Source organism: Ideonella dechloratans (assembly GCF_021049305.1).
Lineage (GTDB): Bacteria > Pseudomonadota > Gammaproteobacteria > Burkholderiales > Burkholderiaceae_C > Ideonella > Ideonella dechloratans.
Window position 1 is genome coordinate 301,164 of sequence record NZ_CP088081.1, and the last position, 20,554, is coordinate 321,717.

General features: G+C 71.6%; 19 protein-coding genes. 9 read left to right on the top strand and 10 right to left on the bottom strand.

Annotation, left to right across the window (positions count from 1 at the left end; genetic code table 11):
* Nucleotides 1-27: 27 nt before the first annotated feature.
* Nucleotides 28-1,203, bottom strand: a complete 1,176-nt coding sequence (locus LRM40_RS01420) for a DUF2332 domain-containing protein (protein ID WP_151124530.1) — start codon at nt 1,201-1,203, stop codon at nt 28-30.
* A gap of 59 nt (nt 1,204-1,262) precedes the next feature.
* On the opposite strand from LRM40_RS01420, the gene LRM40_RS01425 reads away from it, so the two are divergent.
* Nucleotides 1,263-1,937, top strand: coding sequence for a Crp/Fnr family transcriptional regulator (locus tag LRM40_RS01425; protein WP_151124531.1), 675 nt, complete (start codon nt 1,263-1,265; stop codon nt 1,935-1,937).
* A gap of 27 nt (nt 1,938-1,964) precedes the next feature.
* On the opposite strand, the gene LRM40_RS01430 is transcribed toward LRM40_RS01425, so the two are convergent.
* Nucleotides 1,965-2,840, bottom strand: a complete 876-nt coding sequence (locus LRM40_RS01430; protein ID WP_151124532.1) for a DMT family transporter — start codon at nt 2,838-2,840, stop codon at nt 1,965-1,967.
* Between the two features lie 13 nt (nt 2,841-2,853).
* Nucleotides 2,854-4,131 carry a lysophospholipid transporter LplT gene (gene lplT / locus LRM40_RS01435; protein ID WP_151124533.1) on the bottom strand — a complete coding sequence of 426 codons (1,278 nt, stop codon included), beginning with the start codon at nt 4,129-4,131 and terminating at the stop codon, nt 2,854-2,856.
* A 164-nt stretch (nt 4,132-4,295) separates the two neighbouring features.
* Between lplT and alr the strand changes: the two genes are divergently transcribed.
* From alr to arfB, 4 genes are read left to right on the top strand one after another with little or no spacing between them, the layout of a single operon-like run.
* Nucleotides 4,296-5,414 carry an alanine racemase gene (gene alr / locus LRM40_RS01440; protein WP_151124534.1) on the top strand — a complete coding sequence of 373 codons (1,119 nt, stop codon included), beginning with the start codon at nt 4,296-4,298 and terminating at the stop codon, nt 5,412-5,414.
* A gap of 4 nt (nt 5,415-5,418) precedes the next feature.
* A complete protein-coding gene (locus tag LRM40_RS01445) occupies nt 5,419-6,063 on the top strand; it encodes a hypothetical protein (RefSeq protein WP_151124535.1) in 645 nt (214 codons plus the stop codon).
* A gap of 44 nt (nt 6,064-6,107) precedes the next feature.
* Nucleotides 6,108-6,623 (top strand): acyl-CoA thioesterase, encoded by a 516-nt coding sequence (locus LRM40_RS01450; protein WP_151124536.1) that lies wholly within the window; start codon nt 6,108-6,110, stop codon nt 6,621-6,623.
* A gap of 9 nt (nt 6,624-6,632) precedes the next feature.
* Nucleotides 6,633-7,031 (top strand): alternative ribosome rescue aminoacyl-tRNA hydrolase ArfB, encoded by a 399-nt coding sequence (arfB, locus tag LRM40_RS01455; RefSeq protein WP_151124537.1) that lies wholly within the window; start codon nt 6,633-6,635, stop codon nt 7,029-7,031.
* Nucleotides 7,032-7,039: 8 nt separating this feature from the next.
* Here the strand turns inward: arfB and LRM40_RS01460 are convergent, their stop codons facing one another.
* From LRM40_RS01460 to LRM40_RS01470, 3 genes are all read right to left on the bottom strand, one after another.
* On the bottom strand, nt 7,040-7,747 hold the full coding sequence (locus LRM40_RS01460) for a hypothetical protein (protein ID WP_151124538.1): 708 nt from the start codon (nt 7,745-7,747) through the stop codon (nt 7,040-7,042).
* Entirely contained in the window at nt 7,744-8,874 is a 1,131-nt protein-coding gene (locus tag LRM40_RS01465; RefSeq protein WP_231067667.1) for a GSCFA domain-containing protein, read from the bottom strand. Before LRM40_RS01465 ends, LRM40_RS01460 begins: the two co-directional genes overlap by 4 nt.
* A gap of 97 nt (nt 8,875-8,971) precedes the next feature.
* Nucleotides 8,972-10,054, bottom strand: coding sequence for a LysR family transcriptional regulator (locus LRM40_RS01470; protein ID WP_151124540.1), 1,083 nt, complete (start codon nt 10,052-10,054; stop codon nt 8,972-8,974).
* Between the two features lie 145 nt (nt 10,055-10,199).
* Here LRM40_RS01470 and LRM40_RS01475 point away from each other — a divergent pair, with 145 nt between their 5' ends.
* The 4 genes from LRM40_RS01475 (at nt 10,200) to LRM40_RS01490 (ending at nt 17,249) form a co-directional block, all read left to right on the top strand.
* A complete protein-coding gene (locus tag LRM40_RS01475; RefSeq protein WP_151124541.1) occupies nt 10,200-11,096 on the top strand; it encodes an alpha/beta hydrolase fold domain-containing protein in 897 nt (298 codons plus the stop codon).
* 135 nt (nt 11,097-11,231) lie between these two features.
* Nucleotides 11,232-12,461 (top strand): efflux RND transporter periplasmic adaptor subunit, encoded by a 1,230-nt coding sequence (locus tag LRM40_RS01480; protein ID WP_151124542.1) that lies wholly within the window; start codon nt 11,232-11,234, stop codon nt 12,459-12,461.
* A 53-nt stretch (nt 12,462-12,514) separates the two neighbouring features.
* Complete coding sequence (locus tag LRM40_RS01485; RefSeq protein ID WP_151124543.1) at nt 12,515-15,763, top strand: efflux RND transporter permease subunit; 3,249 nt, start codon at nt 12,515-12,517, stop codon at nt 15,761-15,763.
* A 19-nt stretch (nt 15,764-15,782) separates the two neighbouring features.
* A complete protein-coding gene (locus LRM40_RS01490; protein ID WP_151124544.1) occupies nt 15,783-17,249 on the top strand; it encodes an efflux transporter outer membrane subunit in 1,467 nt (488 codons plus the stop codon).
* Nucleotides 17,250-17,273: 24 nt separating this feature from the next.
* Here the strand turns inward: LRM40_RS01490 and LRM40_RS01495 are convergent, their stop codons facing one another.
* From LRM40_RS01495 to LRM40_RS01510, 4 genes are read right to left on the bottom strand one after another with little or no spacing between them, the layout of a single operon-like run.
* On the bottom strand, nt 17,274-17,573 hold the full coding sequence (locus tag LRM40_RS01495) for a hypothetical protein (RefSeq protein WP_151124545.1): 300 nt from the start codon (nt 17,571-17,573) through the stop codon (nt 17,274-17,276).
* A 13-nt stretch (nt 17,574-17,586) separates the two neighbouring features.
* Complete coding sequence (locus tag LRM40_RS01500) at nt 17,587-18,216, bottom strand: LysE family transporter (protein ID WP_151124546.1); 630 nt, start codon at nt 18,214-18,216, stop codon at nt 17,587-17,589.
* A gap of 54 nt (nt 18,217-18,270) precedes the next feature.
* Nucleotides 18,271-19,548 carry a diguanylate cyclase domain-containing protein gene (locus tag LRM40_RS01505; protein WP_151124547.1) on the bottom strand — a complete coding sequence of 426 codons (1,278 nt, stop codon included), beginning with the start codon at nt 19,546-19,548 and terminating at the stop codon, nt 18,271-18,273.
* The gene (locus LRM40_RS01510; protein ID WP_151124548.1) at nt 19,445-20,518 is read right to left on the bottom strand and encodes a PDC sensor domain-containing protein; all 1,074 of its coding nucleotides are present in this window, start codon (nt 20,516-20,518) and stop codon (nt 19,445-19,447) included. The genes LRM40_RS01505 and LRM40_RS01510 overlap by 104 nt, the downstream gene beginning before the upstream one ends.
* Nucleotides 20,519-20,554: the final 36 nt, after the last annotated feature.

The window sequence follows — 20,554 nt, forward strand, 5'->3', positions numbered from 1 at the left end:
CCGGCTCTGCGGCCTTGAGCCTGCCGCTCAGTCCCCCATCCAGGCCAGCCAGCGCCCGTGCGGGTGCGTGCGGGCCAGCAGCCGGCGCCCGATGCCATCCGCGCTGTGCGCGTCCGGCCCGCTGAGCACCCAGAAGGTGTGCTGGGCCGGGTCGGCGCGTTCTTCGCCGGGCACCGGGTCGGCGGGCGGCGTCAGGCCGCTCAGTGCCTGGGTGCGCGGCCCGTCCTCGGCCGACAGCCACCACAGCCCGCGTTCGCGCACCAGGGCCTCGGCCCGGCGGCGGAAGTCGGCCAGCGGCCCGGGGCTGAAATAGGCCAGCACCCAGCTGTGCCACAGCACCGGGGTCACGTCCGGCGGCAGCTGGTCCAGCCAATCGGCCAGCAGGCTCAGGCCGTCGGTGTGGGCCCGCACGGTGGGCGGGCGGGCCTCGGCCAGCGCCATCGCACGGCGCAAGCGTTCGGCCCGCTCGGCGTCACGCGGCCACAGACAGGCCAGCAGCCAGCGCCGGGCCAGCGGGTCGCGCAGGTCCACCGGCTGCAGGTCGCAGCCCAGCGTGGCGGCCAGGGTCCAGGCCTCGGGGGCCAGCAGGGGGGCGGGCAGCGGGCCGTGCACGCGGCAGGGCAGGGTGGGCGTGGCTTCTTCCGCCGGGCCCACCGCCAGGTCGGCGCTTCCGTCGTCGAACTGGTAGACGGCGCGGTAGTGGGCCAGGTTCAGGTTCAGGCCGGCGCTGGCGCCGAAGTCGAACAGCGCCAGGCGAGGGCACCCGCCCAGGCGGGCGATCTCGGCCAGGGCCGGGCGCAGCACCGCGCCGCGGCCCACCTCATTGGTCTGTGTGCCGCGCCGGGCCAGGTGCAGGCGCAGCACCTCGGCATGGCGGGTGACGAAGGCATCGAAGGCCGCGGGCAGGGCCGGGTCGTCCACCGCGCGGGTCGTGCCCACGCTGGCGAACCAGTGGGCCAGCGCGTCCGGCCGGGCCGGGCCGCCGGCCAGCACCCGTTCATGCAGGGCGGCCAGCCACAGCGTGGGGCGCAGCGGGCCGGGCGGCAGGGCCTCGTGCAGGGCCAGGGCGGCCGGGTGGCGCGCGGTCAGCCGGCACAGGCGCTGGTACAGCGGTTCCTCGACGAATTCGCGCAGGCCGTCGCGTTCGTAGCGGGCGGCGTGCGGGTGATCGGCCAGGGGGCTGCAAAGGGTGGGCGTGTCCATGCCGCAAAGCGTACGGCGCCTCCGTCCCGAAAAATGTCGGGTGCCCGACAATTCCGGCCATGGCTGCCGATGCCCTGAACGATCTGTCGCTGCTGCTGGGCCACCAGTTCCCCCAGCTGCCCTGGCCCGCCGCCACGCTGCAGGCCCTGCTGCCGCGGGTGCAGCTGCGGCGCCTGCCGGCGCAGGCGGTGGTGTTCGCCCAGGGCGCGGCCACGCCGGCCCTGTACGGCGTGATGGCCGGCGAGGTGGCCATCCGCCTGGGCACGGTGGACGGGGCGGTGTCGGTGGTGGAGCACACCCAGCCGATGCAACTCTTCGGCCTGGCCTCCTTCGCCAGCGGCCTGCCCGCCACCTACGAGGCCATCACCACCCGGCCCAGCCGCCTGCTGGTGCTGGGCCCGGCGGCCTACGAGCTGCTGATGGACGGCGTGCCGGGCTTTGCCCGCGCCCTGATGGCCGAGTTCGCCCGCCGCCATGACGCGACGATGCGCCAGCTGGCCGCGGCCCGCCACCACGGCGCCATGGAGCGCCTGACGCTGGCGCTGGACCAGATGCGGCGCGAACAGCCCGGCCGCGAGCGCGACGCCCAGGGCTGGCAGCGCCTGCGCACCACCCAGGCCGAGCTGGCCGCCCTGGCCGGCCTGTCCCGCCAGACGGTCAACAGCCTGCTCGCGGCCCTGGTCACCCAGGGCCGTTTGCGCCGCGCCTATGGCGGGCTGTGGCTGCCGCCGTGAGGGTGTGACGTGCCGGGGCGCCGCCGCTCAGGGCCGCAGCGCCGCCAGCAGGGCCGAGCCCAGGATGAGCGCGCCGCCCAGGGCCAGGGGCAGGCTGAGGCTGCCGGCGCCCAGCAGCAGGGCGCTGCCGGCGGCCCACAGCACCTCGGTGATCATCAGCACCGAGGTGGCGTTGGCCGGCAGCCGGGTGGCGGCGTACTGCAGGGCCAGGTTGCTGCCCACGTAGACCACCGCCAGCGCGGCGCAGGCCCCCAGCCAGCCCGGGGCCAGGGCCGGTGGCGTGGGCACGCCGGGCAGCAGCGCCGCCAGTGGCAGGGCCACCACCAGGCCGCCCAGGAACATGGCCAGGCCGGGGGCGCCGCTGTCGCGGTCGTTGGCCTTGCGCAGCAGGATGTTGTTGACCGCGAAGAAGAAGCCGGCCAGCGCGCCCAGCAGGTCCACCGCGCGGGCGCCCTGCAGCAGGCCGTGGCCTTCGCGCGGCCACAGCACCAGGGCCGCGCCGCCCACCGACAGCGCCACCCGCAGCAGGCCCGCGGGGCTGATGCGCTCGTGCAGCACCCAGCGCGCCAGCACCACGGTCCACAGCGGCATCAGGTAGAACAGCAGCACCACCCGGACCACATCGCCCTCGGTGATGCCCCAGTTGAAGCAGGCGTTGTTGATGCCGGCGGCCACCACGATGCACCACAGCAGGGGGCGGCGCAGCAGGGCCGGCCAGGCGCCGCGCCAGCGCAGGCTGATCAGCGCGGCGGCGATGGCGAAGATGAGGGCGGTGGCCCACAACGGGTGCAGGCCCAGGGCCTGCAGTTGGCGCAGCGGCCACCAGGTGAGGCCCCAGACGGCGGCATTGGCCAGCAGCGCGAGCGCGGGGCCGCGCCCCGCGTGGGAACGGGTGTCGGTCATGCCCCGGCCCCGTTCAGTGGCAGTCGCTGCGGGCGATCGCCAGCAGGCGGTCCACCTCGGCGCGGTGGACGACGCAGTTGCGCTGGTGCCAGCGACGGATCAGCCACATCAGGCCGGCCACGCCCAGGCCGAAGACGGCGATGGCGGTGAAGGCGGTCAGGCCCACCCGGGTCATGCCGGTGTAGACGGCGCCCAGGGCCAGGATGCAGGTCTGCTCGTTGAAGTTCTGCACGGCGATGGAACGGCCGGCGCCCATCAGGTTGTGGCCGCGGTGCTGCAGCAGCGCGTTCATGGGCACCACCAGGTAGCCGCCCAGCGCGCCCAGCACGATCAGGAAGGGCACGGCCAGCCAGGCGTGGTGCACCAGGTTGAGCCCGACGACCAGCAGGCCCATGGCGATGCCCAGCGGCAGCACCTTGGTGGCGCGGTCCAGCCGCATGAAGACCGAGGCGACCACCGCGCCGGCGGCCGTGCCCACCGCCACCACGCCTACCAGGCTGGAGGCCTGGGTGGTGCTGTAGCCCAGCGCGGCGGCGGCCCAGGCGAAGACGATGACGCGCAGATTGCCCGAGACGCCCCAGAACAGCGTGGTGGTGGCCAGCGAGATCTGGCCGAGCCTGTCCTTCCACAGCCGGGTGTTGCAGTGGCCGAAGTCGCGGATCAGCTCCAGTGCATTGATGGACAGCGGCTGCAGCGGCGCCTCGGTGCGCGGGATGCGCAGGTTGAACATCGCCGCGATCAGGTACAGCGAGATGATGGTGGCGATGGCCGCCTCGGCCGGGGTGTCCACGCCGGTGTCGATCAACGGCAGGTCGAAGCCCAGCAGGATGGGCGCCAGGCGCGGGCCCACCAGCTGGCCGCCCAGCAGCACGCCCAGGATGATGGAGGCGATGGTCAGGCCCTCGATCCAGCCATTGGCCTTGACCAGCTGGGAGGGCGGCAGCAGCTCGGTGAGGATGCCGTACTTGGCTGGCGAGTAGGAGGCCGCGCCCAGGCCGACGACGGCATAGGCCAGCAGCGGGTGGCTGCCGAACAGCATCATCAGGCAGCCGATGGCCTTGATGCCGTTGGAATAGAGCATGACCTTGCCCTTGGGCACCGCGTCGGCGAAGGCGCCGACCAGCGGGGCGAGGATCACGTAGAACAGCGCGAACATCGGCGTGAGCGCCGGGATCTGCCAGGCGGGGGCCCCGGATGTCTTCAGCAGTTCGATCGCGCCGACCAGCAATGCGTTGTCTGCCAGCGAGCTGAAAAACTGCGCTGACATGATGGTGAAAAAGCCTTTTTTCATGCTGGTGCGAGGCGATGCGATGGGGCGGGTGACGCTAAGGTCATTGCCCGTCCGTGGCCCGCAAGGTCTCCTTGGCAAAGCGAGCGGGTTTATAGCATGCGGGGTGTGCGACCGGCCGTCAGCCCCGGCTGGCACAATCCCTCACGAGAGGAAAACTCGTCATCATGCCCCGTCCGATCGAAGCCCTGGTTCATGTCCAAGCCATTCACCACAACCTGAACCGGGCGCGTGCCCAGGCCCCGGACGCCCGCGTCTGGGCCGTGGTCAAGGCCAATGCCTACGGGCATGGCATCGAACGCGTGTTCGACGCGCTGCGCGGGGCCGACGGCTTCGCCCTGCTGGATCTGGCCGAGGCCGAGCGGGTGCGCGCCCTGGGCTGGCGCGGCCCGATCCTGCTGCTCGAAGGCTGCTTCGAGGCCCGCGACCTGGAGCTGTGCTCGCGCCTGAACATCTCGCACGTGGTGCACTGCGACCAGCAGATCGACTGGCTGGCCTCCCACAAGACGCACCAGCCGCACCATGTCTTCCTGAAGGTGAACTCCGGCATGAACCGGCTGGGCTTCGTCGGCCCGGCGGTGCGCGGGGCCTGGGCGCGCCTGAATGCGCTGCCGCAGGTCGACGAGATCACGCTGATCACCCACTTTTCCGACGCCGATGCCGACCGTTTCGGCCAGAACGGCATCGCCCACCAGATGGTGGCCTTCAACGCCGCCACCCAGGACCTGCCGGGCGAGCGCTGCCTGGCCAACAGCGCGGCCACGCTGCGCCACCTGGCCGAGGCCGGCGTGCGGGCCGACTGGATCCGCGCCGGCATCCTGCTGTACGGCAGCTCGCCCGACTTCCCCGAGCATTCGGCGGCCCAGTGGGGCCTGCAGCCGGGCATGACCTTGCGCAGCCAGCTCATCGCCACCCAGAGCCTGCAGCCCGGCGACAGCGTGGGCTACGGCAGCCACTTCGTGGCCGAACACCCGATGCGCATCGGCATCGTGGCCTGCGGCTATGCCGACGGCTACCCGCGCGTGGCGCCCACCGGCACGCCCATCCTGGTGGACGGCGTGCGCACCCGCACGGTCGGCCGGGTGTCGATGGACATGCTCAGCGTGGACCTGACGCCGGTGCCCAACGCCGGCATCGGCAGCGAGGTGACGCTGTGGGGCCGTGGCCCGCACGACAGCCTGTTGTCCATCGACGAGGTGGCCCGTTCGGCCGGCACCCTGGGCTACGAGCTGATGTGCGCTGTGGCGCCGCGCGTGCCGGTGCACGTGGACGGCTCGCTGGGCTGAGGCCATGCGACGCCGGGCGCTGATCGTCTCGGCCCCGCTGGCGGGGACGCTGGGCCTGGTCGGCTGTAGCCGCGAGGTGGACCGCCCCAGCTGGATCATCAGCGCCGAGATCGGCACGCCCCACCCGCATGTGCTGTGGGTGGTGGTGGCCCAGGCCTCGGTGCGCCAACCCTGGCTGCCCGATCTGAGCGGCTTCTCGGGGGGGCAGCACACCACCACCGACATCCGCCTGCAGACCTGGCAGGTGGACCTGCCCGAAGGCCAGATGCGCCCCTTGCGCGTGTTGCCGCTGGACGAGGTGGACGATGGCGCCCCCGCGGTGTTCGTGGGCGAATGGTCCACCGCCGGGCTGACGATGACCGTGGGCTGGCGCGACCGGCACAACGTGGACCAGCACCGCTGGTGGCATTACCCGGCCGGGCGCGTGGCCGCGGCTGGCAAGGCCGGCCACTGGCGGCCCCTGGGCCAGCCGCCCGCCTTGCCCGGCCCGTCCGATTCGGCCGTGTGGGCCCGCCTGACGGCCAGCCATGAGCGCGATGCGGTGGATCTCATCATCGACCGCGGCCGCGAGCGGGTGCGCGTCTTGCAACTGAACGCCCAGGGGCAGCCGGTGTGGCTGCCGCCGGCCCGGCCGCTGCCGCTGGGCTGATCCCTTTTCCTCTGACGCGGCCCGCGCGGCCGCCCCAAGCCTTCATGGAACACCTCCCCTCGCACCAGCTCTCGATGACGGTGCTGATGACCCCGGACATGGCCAACTTCAGCGGCAATGTGCACGGCGGCACCATCCTCAAGTTCCTCGACCAGGTGGCCTACGCCTGTGCCAGCCGCTATGCCGGCCGCTACGTGGTCACGCTCAGCGTGGACCAGGTGATGTTCCGCCAGCCCATCCACGTGGGCGAGCTGGTGCACTTCCTGGCCTCGGTGAACCACACCGGCACCTCCTCAATGGAGATCGGCATCAAGGTGGTGGCCGAGAACATCCGCACCCAGGTCGTGCGCCACGCCAACAGCTGCTTCTTCACCATGGTGGCGGTGGACGAGGAGGGCAAGCCTGTGGCGGTGCCGCCGCTGAAGCCGTCCAACCAGGACGAGCGCCGCCGCTGGGCCAACGCCAAGGTGCGGCGCCAGCTGCGTTCGGAGATGGAGCAGCGCCAGGCCGAGGTGCGCCAGGCCCCGCCGCCCCCGCCGGACCAGCCCCTGGAAGGCTGAGCCACGGCCATGCGCGCACCCCGCATCGACCCCGCGGAGGTGGTGTTCACCGCCATCCGGGCCCAGGGGGCGGGTGGGCAGAACGTGAACAAGGTGTCCAACGCGGCCCAGCTGCGCTTCGACATCGGCGCCAGCAGCCTGCCCGAGGCCCTGAAGGCCCGGCTCATGACCTGGCCCGACCAGCGCATCGGCCAGGACGGCGTGGTCACCATCAAGGCCCAGGAGCACCGCAGCCTGCCGCGCAACCAGGCCGACGCGCTGGCGCGCCTGCAGGCCCTGGTGGACGCGGCCGCGCACGAGCCCAAGGCCCGCCGCGCCACCCGGCCCACCTGGGGCTCGCAGCAGCGTCGCCTGGAAGGCAAGAAGCGCCGCGCCGACGTGAAGGCTGGCCGGCGCGGGGATTACTGAGCGGAGCCTCAGCCCTGGCCGGGCTGCCGCAGGTCCGACAGGAACCGCGTCATATACAGGCGTCCAAAGTCGGCATTCATGTGTTCGAGGTCGTCATCGGGATGCCGTTCGGCAGAAATACGGTCCCCCACATCCAGCCGGACGGAGCCGGTAGAGTAGCTGGAGCGCGTGAACCAGCGGTTGTCCTCCAGCGTCTGCTCGGGCTGAGGCAGCAGGGTGGCGCCCAGGGCATGGACTTCTCGCCGCATGAGTTCGAACACCTGGGGATAGTTCAGGCTGCCAGCCGGCAGGGCTTGCTGGTTCCGCCTGGCCGGCCTTGGGTTGTGTCCCAGGTAGATGGGGCGATCCGATGCGGCTCGGATCTTGCGCAGCAGCTCGCCAGCCAGGCTGCGCCCCAGCGTGTCCTGGCAGGCCTGCTGCTTCACCGCAGCGCTCCATCCCTGTTGCAGGCCTGGCAGCCCCAGCATCAGCCCGTACAGCACGAAGACGTCGTAGTTCTGCAGGTCGATGCGGTCCAGGCCGCCGCTGGTGAAGGTCAGGTCGCGGGCCAGAGCGGCATGGCGCGGCCGGAGTTCCGTCCCCACCCGATCCAGGGCCTGCAAGCCCCGTTGTCGGGATCCGAAGAACTGGACGGACACGTCCGGGACGGGCTGCATCTGATCCCAACCCTGCTTCAGACTGGCCAGATGGCTGTTGCCCAGGATGCAGATCTTCATGTGGCCCCCTGGCTGGCACCTCGAGGGGAAAAGGCCTGGAGAAGCTCTTCCTCGCACACCACCTCGGCACGCTCGGCGTCCGAGGTATTCCCGGCCCGCGAGGTCGGGGTCTGCGCGGGCGGCAGGACGGATCTCCCGAACTTCTGCACCAGGGCGTGGAAGAACAGGTCCATGACATGGGCCACCCCCGTGTGATTCACGCTCCGCAGGTTGGGCTCGAAGAAGGCGCCTCGGAAGGGCGGCGCGTTGATCACCTCGTAAGAAGGGAAGTAGTCCACGAAACCGCCGTGGCCATCGCGCAAGGCGGCCGCAACGGTCCGCAGGATGGACTTGGATTCCATGGTGGCCACCAGCACATGCTGGCCCGACATGGTGGCGGTCAAGGGGACCGGCGACACGGTCAACAGGAACTTGAGCTTGGGGTTGAGCGCACGCATGCCAGCGATCACCTCCTTCATGCTGCCGAGGATGTCCCAGAACTTCTGGTTCCGAAAGCTGTGCCGGGCGGGGTCGAATTCGCCGGCCACCGTGCCGGGGCACATCGGGTACTCGTATCCGTGTTCCTTGTTGAACCAGCTTTCGGTCAGTCCCATCGTGAAGACGAAGACATCGGACTCGAGGATGCAGCGCTTGAAGGCCTGCAGCGTCATGTCGCGGGAGGCCTGCATTTCCGCCGCGCTCTCGAAACCCTGGGGCTCGATGTTGGGTCGGAAGGGGTCGTAATAGCGGCCATCCTTTTCCCACACTTCATCGGGCACCGCTTGAAGCCCGAGCGACCACTGCATCCATTGCTTCAGCAGCGAGGCGGTGTAGATGTTCGCGGTCCGCGCCGAGAACACACCGTAATTGAACCTGGCGGCGCTGTCGGGGTTGAGGGCCGTCGGGGTGACTTCTGGGATGAACCAGTCAAAGCCGCGCTCGCGCAGGGCACGACCGATGTGCTGGGCGAAGCACGATCCGAAGGTCACCACCTTCATCCGGCTGTCGATCCTGAATCTCGGAGCCCAGAGTTCCGAGATGTCCAGCATGTGCTTCTTGGCCACCGCCGGGGCCCAGAAGGCACATTCGTCCAACTGTTCGTAAGGATGGTTCATTCCAGACTTTTCCTGCGATGCCGCCAGCGCCATGGATGGCGAACAGCCGGGGGTTTTAGCACGCGGCCGTTGCGAGGCCGCACGCATCACCACGGAGCGTCCGTCAAGTCTGATGAGCCACGCGGGCGCCTCAGCGCGCCGGGGCCGCCACCCGCAGCGGCGCCAGGGCCTGGGCGGTGGCGGCTTCGGCCGCACGGTGGGCCGCGTGCTCGGCCTCCAGCTGCTCGTACCAGGCCTCCAGCATCACGCAGCTGGCCGGCGGGTTGCCGTCCTCGTCCAGGCTGCAGGCGGCCAGCAGCTGTTCCTCGGCGTCGGTGTGGCGGGCGAACAGGTCGGCCACCCAGTCCACGAAGACGCGCAGCTTGGTGCTCAGGTGCCGGTTGGGCGGGTAGACCACGTAGATCGGCACCGGGTCGGCGTCCCAGTCGCACAGCAGGGGCACCAGTTCGCCCGCGTCCATGTGCGGGCGCAGCGTGAAGTAGGGGATCTGCACGATGCCCAGGCCGTGCAGCGCGGCCGTCAGGTAGGCGTTGCCGTCGTTGACCGACAGCTTGTAGCGCCCCTGCACCTCGATGCGTTCGCCGTCGCGGGTGAAGTCGAAGACGAAATGCCGGCCGGTGCGGGCCGAGAAGTAGCTCACCACCTTGTGCTCGCCGGTCTCCAGCTCGCGCGGGTGGCGCGGCAGGCCGTGGCGGCGGATGTAGTCGGGCGAGGCCGCGCAGACGAAGCGCCAGAAGCCCACCCGGCGCGCCACCAGCGAGGGGTCGGTGATCTCGCCGCCGCGCAGCACGCAGTCCACGTTGTCGCTCACCAGGTCCACCGGCCGGTCGCTCACGCCCAGGTCGATCTGGATCTCGGGGTACTGGGCGTGGAACTGCGGCAGCGCCGGGATCAGCAGCAGCCGCGCCACCGAGGACGACACATCCACCCGGATGCGCCCCTTGGGCGTGACCCGCGCGTGGCTGAGCGAGCCCTCCAGCTCGTCCAGGTCGCCCAGCAGGCGGCTGACCCGCTCGTAGTAGGCCGCGCCATCGGGCGTGACCGTGACGCGCCGCGTGGTGCGGTTGAGCAGGCGCGTTTGCAGCTGGTCTTCCAGCGACTGGATCAGCCGGGTGACGGCGGCCTTGGGCAGGCCCAGCGAGTCGGCGGCCTTGGTGAAGGTGCCGGCCTCGACGACGCGGGTGAAGGCCTGCATGGCGCTGAGTTTGTCCATCGTGGGGACTCCTGCGGCGGGGTGGGTGGGATGCGCTGCATTGTTTCACCACCGGAAAAACTGTGTCTGGCCCGCGGTGGTTTATTTCGTCGGCTGCAACACCTATCGTTCACCCCAACGCTGAACCTCCTCCGCCCTCCACCCCATGAACGCCCTCACCCCGCTCACCGCCGCCTGGCGCGACACCCAGGTCGATGCCGGCCTGGACGCGCCGCTGGCGGTGCGCATCCATGGGGCTGTGGAGAGGGCCTGCACGGCGAAGGCCCGGCGCCCCCTGGTCCTGCACCTGCCCGGCGGCAGCTTCACCGGCGGCGACCTGGACAGTGGCCTGCCCACCGCCCGCCTGCTGGCCCAGAGCGGCGCGGTGGTGGTGTCGCTGGACTACCCCAAGGCGCCGGCCCGGCCCTTCCCGGCGGCGCTGCAAGCCGCCGGGGCCCTGCTGCGCTGGCTGCGTCGGGCGCGCACCCGGCTGGCCGGGGCCGGCACGGCCCTGTGGGTGGCGGGCGAGGAGGCCGGCGCCAACCTGGCGGCCGGTCTGGCCCTGTGGGCGCGCGACCAGGGTCTGCCGCTGGCCGGGCAAGTGCTGCTCTCGCCCCTGCTGGACCCGAGCATGGCCACCGCTTCGCTGCGCGAGGCGGGGCAGGGCTGCGCCGACTGCGCCATCGCCCGCGGCTGGGTGGCCTACCTGGGACGCCAGGGCGACCACCCCTATGCCGCACCGCTGCACGCCGCGCGCCTGGCCCACGTGGCCCCGGCGCTGGTGGCGGTGGGCGCGGACGATCCGCTGCGTGACGAGGGTCTGGCCTATGCCCAGGCCCTGCAGGCCGCGGGCGTGGCGGTGCAGACCCGTCGCCTGGCCGGACCCACCGGCTGGCCCTGGGCGCTGAGCCGGCTGAGCAGCCTGCAGGCGCCCTGGGTGGCCGAGCTGCGGCCGCTGCTGCAGGCCTTCCTGGCCGACGGCCTGGTCCGCTGTACCCCCGTCCGGCGGCCTGTGCGCTGCGCCGGACGTCCTGAACCGGAGGCTGGCCCGAGCGCCGCCTGAGGTGACCCCTTTCTGACGGGCCCACCGGGCCCGGCCGAGGCCACCCCACGGGGAGGCCGGGGCCCGCTTTGCCCTGCTGTTTTCGCATTCCCGCATCTGTTGTTCGCATCTGTTCGTCGTTTCGAGGAGCCCACCATGTCCTTCTTCACCACCTATTCCCGCCGTCCCCATCCCTTCGTGCTGACCTCCATCACCGCCGCGCTGGCGCTGGGGGCCGCCGCCCTGCTGGTGTCCCACCAGGCCGGGGCCGAAGGCACGCCGGCCGCCCCGCCCGCCATGCCGGTTTCGGTGGCCGCCGTCGTCCAGCAGGACGTGGCGCCCTGGACCGCCTTCTCCGGCCGCCTGGAGGCCGTGGACCATGTGGAGCTGCGCGCCCGCGTCTCGGGCACGGTTGTCGCCAGCCACTTCCGCGAGGGTGCGCTGGTCAAGGCCGGCGACCCGCTGTTCACCATCGACCCCGCGCCCTACCAGGCCGAGGTGGACCGCGCCCATGCCCAGGTGCTGGCCGCCCAGGCCCGGGTGAGCTACACCCGCGGCGAGCGCGAGCGCGCCCAGCGCCTGTGGCAGGACCACGCCATCGCCCAGCGCGACCTGGACGAGCGCGACAACGCCGCCCGCGAAGCCGAGGCCAACCTCAGTGCCGCCCAGGCCGCACTGCAGACCGCCAAGCTCAACCTCAGCTACACGGTGGTGCGCGCGCCGGTGTCCGGCCGCGTGGGCCGGCGCGAGGTCACCGTGGGCAACCTGGTGGCCGCCGGCCCGGGCGCCCCGGTGCTGACCACCCTGGTCTCGGTCAGCCCCATCTACGCCAGCTTCGACGCCGACGAGGCGACGGTGGCCAAGGCCCTGGCCGGCCTGCCGGGCGGGGCGGGGCAGCGCGCCCGCATCGACCAGATTCCGGTGCAGATGAGCACCAACGACGGCGACGCCACGCCGCACACCGGCTTCCTGCAGTTGGTGGACAACCAGGTCAACACCCAGAGCGGCACGGTGCGTCTGCGCGCGGTGTTCGACAACGCCGACGGTGCGCTGATGCCGGGCCAGTTCGCCCAGCTGCAACTGGGCCAGGCCAAGAATGTGGCGGCGCTGCTGATCAACGAACGTGCGGTGGGCACCGACCAGAACAAGCGCTACGTCTGGGTGGTGGGCGCCGACCACAAGACCATCTACCGCGAGGTGACGCTGGGCGCGCCGGTCAACGGCCTGCGCGTGGTGGCCTCGGGCCTGAAGGCCGGCGAGCAGATCGTCGTCAACGGCCTGCAGCGGGTGCGCCCCGGTATCGAGGTGGCGCCGCAGCTGGTGCCCATGGACGCCAAGGGCGAGCTGCAGGCCCAGAACCAGAAGAAGGCGGGTGAGCGCTCCTGAGCCCCGGGCTCCCGCGCTGCCACCCCGCCCCTGAACCCCTTCCAGGACACCCCATGAACCTGTCCAAGTTCTTCATCGACCGGCCGATCTTCGCCGGCGTGCTCTCGCTGCTGATCTTCCTCGGCGGCCTGATCGCGGTGCGCGGGCTGCCCATCTCGGAATACCCCGAGGTGGTGCCGCCCTCCATCGTCGTGCGGGCCAACTACCCCGGCGCCAACCCCAAGGTGATCGCCGAGACGGTGGCCACGCCCATCGAGGAGCAGATCAACGGCGTCGAGGGCATGCTCTACATGAGCAGCCAGGCCACCACCGACGGCCTGATGACCCTGACCGTCACCTTCAAGCTGGGCACCGACCCCGACAAGGCCCAGCAGCTGGTGCAGAACCGCGTGGCCCGGGCCGAGCCCCGTCTGCCCGAGGAGGTGCGCCGCCTGGGCATCACCACCGTCAAGTCCTCGGTGGACCTGACCATGGTGGTGCACCTGCTGTCGCCCACCGGCCGCTACGACATGACCTACCTGCGCAACTACGCGGTGCTCAATGTCAAGGACCGGCTGGCGCGCGTGCCCGGCGTGGGCGACGTGCAGCTCTTCGGCTCGGGTGACTACGCCATGCGCATCTGGCTGGACCCGCAGAAGGTGGCCGCCCACGGCCTGTCGGCCAGCGACGTGGTGGCCGCCATCCGCGAGCAGAACGTGCAGGCCGCCGCCGGCATCGTCGGCGCCTCGCCGGGCCTGCAGGGCATCGACGTGCAGCTGCCGCTCAACGCCCAGGGCCGGCTGCAGACCGAGGACGAGTTCGGCGACATCGTCGTGCGCACCGGCAGCGACGGCGCGGTGACCCGCCTGCGCGACATCGCCCGCATCGAGCTGGGCGCGGCCGACTACGCGCTGCGCTCCATGCTGGACGGCAAGGACGCCGTGGCCGTGCCCATCTTCGCGGCTCCCGGCTCCAACGCCATCGCCATCTCCGACGGGGTGCGCGCCACCATGGCCGACATCCAGAAGAGCATGCCCGACGGCGTGAAGTACGAGATCGTCTACGACCCCACGCAGTTCGTGCGCGCCTCCATCGAATCGGTGGTGCACACCCTGCTGGAGGCCATCGCCCTGGTGGTGCTGGTGGTCATCCTGTTCCTGCAGACCTGGCGCGCCTCCATCATCCCGCTGCTGGCCGTGCCGGTCGCGGTGGTGGGCACCTTCGGCGTGATGGCGCTGTTCGGCTTCTCGATCAACGCGCTGTCGCTGTTCGGCCTGGTGCTGGCCATCGGCATCGTGGTGGACGACGCCATCGTGGTGGTCGAGAACGTGGAGCGCAACATCGAGGGCGGGCTGACGCCGCGCCAGGCTTCGTACCGGGCCATGCGCGAGGTTTCGGGCCCCATCATCGCCATCGCCCTGGTGCTGGTGGCGGTGTTCGTGCCGCTGGCCTTCATCACCGGCCTGACGGGGCAGTTCTACCGCCAGTTCGCGCTGACCATCGCCATCTCCACGGTGATCTCGGCCATCAACTCGCTGACCCTCTCGCCAGCCCTGGCCGCGCTGCTGCTCAAGGGCCATGGCGAGCCGCAGGACTGGCTGACCCGCGGCATGGACCGCGTGCTGGGTGGCTTCTTCCGCGGCTTCAACCGCCTGTTCCACCGCGGTGCCGAGCGCTACAGCGGCGGCGTGCGCGGGGCCATCTCGCGCAAGGCCGTGATGCTGACGATCTACGCCGTGCTGGCGCTGCTGACCGTGGGCCTGTTCCAGATCGTGCCCAAGGGCTTCGTGCCGGCGCAGGACAAGCAGTACCTGATCGGCTTCGCCCAGCTGCCCGACGGCGCCACGCTGGACCGCACCGAGGCGGTGACCCGGCGCATGGACCAGATCGTGATGCAGCAGCCCGGCGTGGAGCACGCCATCACCTTCCCCGGCCTGTCGATCAACGGCTTCACCAACAGCGCCAACTCCGGCATCGTCTTCGTGGCGCTGAAGGACTTCGACCAGCGCAAGGACCCGTCGCTGAGCGCCGGCGCCATCGCCCAGCAGCTCAACCAGAAGTTCGGCGGCATCCAGGACGCCTTCATCGCCATGTTCCCGCCCCCGCCGGTGCAGGGCCTGGGCACCACCGGCGGCTTCAAGCTGCAGCTGGAAGACCGCGCCTCGCTGGGCTATGACGCGCTGGACGCCGCGCAGAAGGCCTTCATGGCCAAGGCCTACCAGACGCCCGAGCTGGCCGGCCTGTTCTCGAGCTGGCAGGTCAATGTGCCGCAGCTCTACGCCGACATCGACCGCACCAAGGCGCGCCAGCTGGGCGTGTCGGTGACCGACATCTTCGACACCCTGCAGATCTACCTGGGCAGCCTGTACGCCAACGACTTCAACCGCTTCGGCCGGACCTACTCGGTGCGGGTGCAGGCGGACGCGGCCTACCGCGCCCGCCCGGAGGACGTGGGCGCGCTGAAGGTGCGTTCCAGCACCGGCGAGATGGTGCCGCTGTCGGCCCTGCTGAAGGTGGAGCCCACCTTCGGGCCGGAGCGGGCCATGCGCTACAACGGCTTCCTGACCGCCGACATCAACGGCGGCCCGGCGCCGGGCTACTCGTCCGGCCAGGCACAGGACGCCATCAAGCGAATCGCCGCCGAAACGCTGCCCCCGGGCATCGCCTACGAGTGGACCGACCTGACCTACCAGGAGATCCTGGCCGGCAACTCTGCCACGCTGATCTTCCCGCTGGCCATCCTGCTGGTCTTCCTGGTGCTGGCCGCCCAGTACGAGAGCCTGACCCTGCCGCTGGCCATCCTGCTGATCGTGCCGATGAGCCTGCTGGCCGCGATGACCGGCGTGTGGATCACCCGGGGTGACAACAACGTCTTCACCCAGATCGGCCTGATGGTGCTGGTGGGGCTGAGTGCCAAAAACGCGATCCTGATCGTCGAGTTCGCCCGCGAGCTGGAGTTCGCCGGCCGCTCGCCGGTGCAGGCCGCCATCGAGGCCAGCCGCCTGCGGCTGCGCCCCATCCTGATGACCTCCATGGCCTTCATCATGGGCGTGCTGCCCCTGGTGCTGGCCAGCGGCGCCGGCGCCGAGATGCGCCACGCCATGGGGGTGGCCGTGTTCGCCGGGATGATCGGCGTGACCGCCTTCGGCATCTTCCTGACCCCGGTGTTCTACGTGCTGCTGCGCCGCCTGGCCGGCAACCGCCCGCTCAAGCAGCACGGCGAGGTGCCGCACGACGTGGAGCCGCTGCTGGAGCCCGACCTGACCCCGGGGGGCGCGGCCCTGCCGCCGCACCCGGCCGCCCCGCGGGGTCTGCATGACTGAACGAACCCTGGAGCACGCGATGACGTCTTCCCTTGCCCAACCCTTGCGCCTGTCACTGGCGCCCCTGCTGGCCGCCCTGGTGCTGGCGGGTTGCGCCAGCGCCCCGGCGCCGGACCTGTCCGCCCTGCCGGCCACGCCGGCCGCCTTCAAGAGCACACCGGTCCCCGTCCCCGAAGGCCACTGGGCGGTGGTGCCGCCGGCCGACGGCGCCGAGCGCGGTGCCTGGTGGGCGGTTTTCCATGACCCGGTGCTGGACGATCTGATGCAGCGGGCCCAGGCCCGCAACACCGACCTGCAGGTGGCCGCGGCCCGGTTGCAGCAGGCCCGCGCCGGCCTGCGCCAGGCCGATGCCCAGCGCCTGCCGCAGCTGGGCGCCAGCCTGGGCGTGGCCCGTGGCACCAACCAGAACGCGGGTGTGACCCCGGCGCCCGTCATCAACCAGGCCAAGCCCAGCCTGAACCTGGCCTGGGAGACCGACCTGTTCGGCCGACTGGGCCTGGGCAGCCAGGCCGCGGCGCTGGACGCGCAGGCCAGCGAGGCCCTGCTGCAGAGCACCCGGCTGATGGTGCAGGCCCAGGTGGCACAGGCCTATTTCGCGCTGCGCGAGAGCGATGCCGAACGCCGGCTGGTGCGTGAAACCCTGGACGCCTACCGCGACACCCTGCGCCTGTCCGAGCGCCGGCTGGCCGTGGGCGACCTGGGCGAGCTGGACGTGCAGCGCCTGCGCACCGAGGTGGCCAGCACCGAGGCCGACGCCCTGGCCCTGGACCGCCAGCGCGCCGCGCAGGAGAACGCGCTGGCCGTGCTGCTGGGCGAATCGGCCAGCGGCTTTGCCCTGGCCGACCCGGCGCAGGACTGGACCGCCCGCCCGCCCGCCGTGCCGGCCGGCCTGCCCAGTGCGGTGCTGGCGCGGCGGCCCGACGTGGCCGCGGCCCAGCGCAGCCTGATGGCCGCCCAGGCCCGGCTGGGCGTGGCGCAGTCGGCCTGGCTGCCGGACCTGAGCCTGACGGCCAGCGGCGGCTACGCCTCCACCGACCTGGGCGATGTGTTCCGCTGGTCGGCCCGGGCCTGGTCCATCGGCACGCTGCTGTCCATGCCGATCTTCGACGGCGGCCAGCGCCAGGCCCAGGAAGAGCGCGCCGGGGGCGAGGCCCAGATCGCGCTGGCCGGCTACCGCCAGCAGGTGCTGACCGCGCTGCGCGAGGTGGAGGACCAGCTCAGTGGCCTGGGGCTGCTGCAGGCCCAGGCCGACGTGCTGGGCCAGGCCGTGGCCTCGGCCCGGCGCGCCACGGCACTGTCGGACATCCGCTACCGCAACGGCCAGATCAGCCAGCTGGACCTGCTGGACGCCCGCCGCAGCGAGCTGCGCAGCCTGCGCCAGGCGGTGCAGGTGCAGGGCGCGCAGTTCCAGTCGACGGTGGCGCTGATCCGCGCGCTGGGCGGCGGCTGGGAGGCGCCGGCCTCGGTGGCCAGCGCGGCGCGCTGAGTGGCTGGTGCCCGGTGGAGCGGGTCAGCGGGCGGCGCTGGCGCCGCTGACGCTTGGCGCCGGGGCGGCCGGGATCAGCAGCACATTGGCCTGGCCGCCCACGCAGTCGGTGGTCTGGCCGGCCCGGCAGGGCGCCAGCGGGCTGCCCGGGATGGGCTGGACCTTCCAGCCCGGCCGCTCGATCAGCAGCATCCACAGCGCGACCACCACCGCGGTGGTGATGGCGAGGATCACCAGGCGCTGGCGCCGAGTGGTGGGGCGGTAGGGGTTGGGGCCGGCGTCGGCCTGGGCCTCTTCACCGAGTGGGCGGCGGCGCAGGAACATCGCGGGCTCCGCCTCAGGCCGCGCGCTTGAAGGTGGCCAGCACCACGCCGGCGGTGATGAACAGGCTGCCGAAGCTGCGGTTCATCCAGCGGATCTGACGCGGGCTGCGCAGCAGGCCCAGCACCTTGCTGGCCAGGCCCACATAGCCGGTCATCACGCAGAACTCCACCACCGCGAAGGTGGCGCCGATGGCCAGGTACTGCAGGGTCAGCGGGCGCGTGGTGTCCAGGAACTGCGGCATCACCGCCAGCAGGAAGACGGTGCCCTTGGGGTTCAGGGCGTTGACCGTCCAGCCGCGCAGCAGTAGGGAGCGGGCATGACCCTCGGCGGCCTGGGCATCGGCCGAGGCGATGGGCCGGGCCGGCGAGCGCCAGGCCTGGATGCCCAGCCACACCAGGTAGGCCGCACCGGCCCACTTGACCAGGGCGAAGGCCCGCTCCGAGGTGGCCAGCAGGGCGCCCAGGCCCACGCCCACCACCAGCAGCTGGGTGACGACGCCCAGCGCCAGGCCGAAGGCGATGCGCTGCCCCTGGCGGAAGCCATGGTTCAGGCCGGCACCCATTGCGGCGATGGCGCCCGGGCCGGGCGAGAGGCTGATGGCCACGGTGGCCAGGAAGAAGGGAAGCCAGGTCGAGAAGTCCATGACGCGGGTCGGTCTCAGGGCAGGGACCGCCAGTGTAGGCCGGCGGCGATGGCCTCAGCGGCCCGCCGGCTGTTCGCGTCCGTCCGCATCCTCGGTCTCCGGTCCGGGGCCGGGTTGGTCCTGCCGGGCTTCGGGCCGGCCCCAGCGGGTGAGCTGGTTGCGACCGGCCTCCTTGGCCTGGTAGAGCGCGGCGTCGGCCAGGCGCAGCAGGGCCTCGCCGTCATGGGCATCCAGCGGGTACAGGGCCAGGCCGGCGCTGGCGGTCACGTGCACCGCACCGCTGGCGGCCAGGCTGTAGGGGCGGCGCAGCGCCTGCAGCACCCGCTGCACGATGAGCTCGGCTTCTTCCTCGTGCCGGAGCACCGGCAGCAGCAGCACGAATTCGTCGCCTCCCATGCGGCAGACGGTGTCGTGCTCGCGCACGCCCTCCAGGATGCGGCGGGCCGCGTCCTGCAGCAGCAGGTCACCCGCGGCATGACCCAGGCGGTCGTTGACACCCTTGAAGCCGTCCAGGTCGATGTAGGCCACCGCCAGCGGCTGGCCGTCGCGCCGGCTCAGGGCCAGGCCCTGCCCCAGGCGGTCCTCCAGCAGACGGCGGTTGGGCAGGCCGGTCAGGGCGTCGTGCATGGCCAGGTGCTCGATCTCGTCCTGGTAGCGCTTGAGCGCGCTGATGTCGGCCAGCACCCACAGGGTGTCGCGGGCGTCGGCCGACAGCCGGGTGCCCTGGATGTCGATCCAGATCGGGCTGCCGTCCAGGCGGTGCATCTGCAACTGGGCCCGCACCGGCCGGCCGGCCAGCAGGTCGCTGCGCCGGGCTTCCAGCCGGGCCGTCAGATCCAGTGCCTCGGGAGCGAGCTGGGGGGCCAGGGCCTCGAGCGAGGCGTCGTCCGGCAGGCCGAACATGCGGTAGATCGCGCGGTTGGCCCACACCACCCGGTGCTCACGCAGCCGCAGGATGCCCATCACCTCGTTGTCCAGCATGGCGGTCTGCTGGGCCTCCAGTTCGAGCCGGCGGGTGATGTCGCGCGAGGCGCAGTAGAGCAGCCAGCGGCCGTCGATGGTCAGTGCCACGCGGGAGATCTCGACATCGATCACCTGACCGTCGGCCCGGCGGTGGCGGGTCTGGAAGCTCGTGCGCTCGCCCAGCGGAAAGCTCCGGATGCGCTCGGTCAGGTGCTCCGCGCTGTCGCTGTGGTCCCAGGTGCTGACATGCTGGCCCAGCAGGGCTTCACGCGACCAGCCCAGCATCTCGGCGAAGGTGTCGCTCATCTCCACCAGCCGGCCATCGTGGTCCAGCACATGCACCCCATCGGCGGCGGCGGCCAGCAGCACCCGGGTGAGCCGACCGGCCTCGTCGATGCGCTGCGCGCTGCGCGCTGCGGCTCTGCAGGCGCCAGGCGCGCAGGGTCAGCGCCGCGCTGGCCAGCACCGCCAAGGCCGCCATGCCCGCCAGCGCCCCGATGCGCCAGGCCACCGCGACCCAGGGGCGCAGCACCTCCTCGCGGCTGACGCCGGCCACCGCCATCACCGGGAAGGGGGCGGCCGTGCTGTAGGCGGTGAGGCGCTCCACGCCGTCGAAGACGTTGCGCGCGGTGAACTCGCCGCTGAGCGGCGCGGCTTTCAAGGCCTCGGCGAAGGCCGGGGCGGTGCGGCGGGTGCCGATGGGCTGGATCTGCTCGTCGCGGCCGGTCTGGCGGCTCAGCAGGGTCAGCTGGGTGCTGCGCAGGGCCAGCGAGTCGGCCGGCGACAGGTGCCGGCGGTCGATCATGCGGTCGAAATGGGTCAGGTCCAGATGGCCGATCACGATGCCCTGGAAGCGTCCGGCATGGTCCTCCACCCGATGGGCCAGGGGCAGCTGCCAACGGCCCAGGGTCTTGTTGAAATGGGGCTCCCCCACCAGCAGGCCGTCCTCATGGTTCCCGCGGGCCTGGAGGAACAGCGGGTCCTCCTGCAAGGACTGTCCGATGCTGATCCGGTCGCCCCCCTGGAAGCGCACCACACCCTCCGCGTCGGTCTGGCGCAGGTGGGCCACCTCCGGCACCAGGGTCATGTGCTCCTGCAGGGATTCTTCGATCAGGCGGCGGTGGGCTTCTGGGTCGGCGGCATCGCGCAGATTGGCCAGGGTCACATGGCGCATGGCCAGGTCGATGCGCTCCAGATCGGTCGTCACCTCCTGGCGCAGATCACGCGCCCGGTTGATGGCCAGCATGCGGCCCTGCTGCAGGTAGGTCTCCTGGCTGACCTTCAGGGCGTAGCCTGCGATGGCCAGCACCAGCAGGGCGGCCAGCGCATGGCCCAGCAACAGCGGAGCGAGGGAGGAGCGCCATGCCCCGAGAAG

What these genes read in the sequence shown, in the direction of transcription:
- LRM40_RS01450 (WP_151124536.1), top strand. Translation starts at nt 6,108, where the DNA reads ATGGAACACCTCCCCTCGCACCAGCTCTCGATGACGGTGCTGATGACC.
- LRM40_RS01420 (WP_151124530.1), bottom strand. Translation starts at nt 1,203, where the DNA reads ATGGACACGCCCACCCTTTGCAGCCCCCTGGCCGATCACCCGCACGCC.
- LRM40_RS01465 (WP_231067667.1), bottom strand. Translation starts at nt 8,874, where the DNA reads ATGGCGCTGGCGGCATCGCAGGAAAAGTCTGGAATGAACCATCCTTAC.
- LRM40_RS01445 (WP_151124535.1), top strand. Translation starts at nt 5,419, where the DNA reads ATGCGACGCCGGGCGCTGATCGTCTCGGCCCCGCTGGCGGGGACGCTG.
- LRM40_RS01425 (WP_151124531.1), top strand. Translation starts at nt 1,263, where the DNA reads ATGGCTGCCGATGCCCTGAACGATCTGTCGCTGCTGCTGGGCCACCAG.
- LRM40_RS01485 (WP_151124543.1), top strand. Translation starts at nt 12,515, where the DNA reads ATGAACCTGTCCAAGTTCTTCATCGACCGGCCGATCTTCGCCGGCGTG.
- LRM40_RS01470 (WP_151124540.1), bottom strand. Translation starts at nt 10,054, where the DNA reads ATGGACAAACTCAGCGCCATGCAGGCCTTCACCCGCGTCGTCGAGGCC.
- LRM40_RS01480 (WP_151124542.1), top strand. Translation starts at nt 11,232, where the DNA reads ATGTCCTTCTTCACCACCTATTCCCGCCGTCCCCATCCCTTCGTGCTG.
- LRM40_RS01495 (WP_151124545.1), bottom strand. Translation starts at nt 17,573, where the DNA reads ATGTTCCTGCGCCGCCGCCCACTCGGTGAAGAGGCCCAGGCCGACGCC.
- arfB (WP_151124537.1), top strand. Translation starts at nt 6,633, where the DNA reads ATGCGCGCACCCCGCATCGACCCCGCGGAGGTGGTGTTCACCGCCATC.
- LRM40_RS01490 (WP_151124544.1), top strand. Translation starts at nt 15,783, where the DNA reads ATGACGTCTTCCCTTGCCCAACCCTTGCGCCTGTCACTGGCGCCCCTG.
- LRM40_RS01460 (WP_151124538.1), bottom strand. Translation starts at nt 7,747, where the DNA reads ATGAAGATCTGCATCCTGGGCAACAGCCATCTGGCCAGTCTGAAGCAG.
- lplT (WP_151124533.1), bottom strand. Translation starts at nt 4,131, where the DNA reads ATGAAAAAAGGCTTTTTCACCATCATGTCAGCGCAGTTTTTCAGCTCG.
- LRM40_RS01430 (WP_151124532.1), bottom strand. Translation starts at nt 2,840, where the DNA reads ATGACCGACACCCGTTCCCACGCGGGGCGCGGCCCCGCGCTCGCGCTG.
- LRM40_RS01500 (WP_151124546.1), bottom strand. Translation starts at nt 18,216, where the DNA reads ATGGACTTCTCGACCTGGCTTCCCTTCTTCCTGGCCACCGTGGCCATC.
- LRM40_RS01475 (WP_151124541.1), top strand. Translation starts at nt 10,200, where the DNA reads ATGAACGCCCTCACCCCGCTCACCGCCGCCTGGCGCGACACCCAGGTC.
- alr (WP_151124534.1), top strand. Translation starts at nt 4,296, where the DNA reads ATGCCCCGTCCGATCGAAGCCCTGGTTCATGTCCAAGCCATTCACCAC.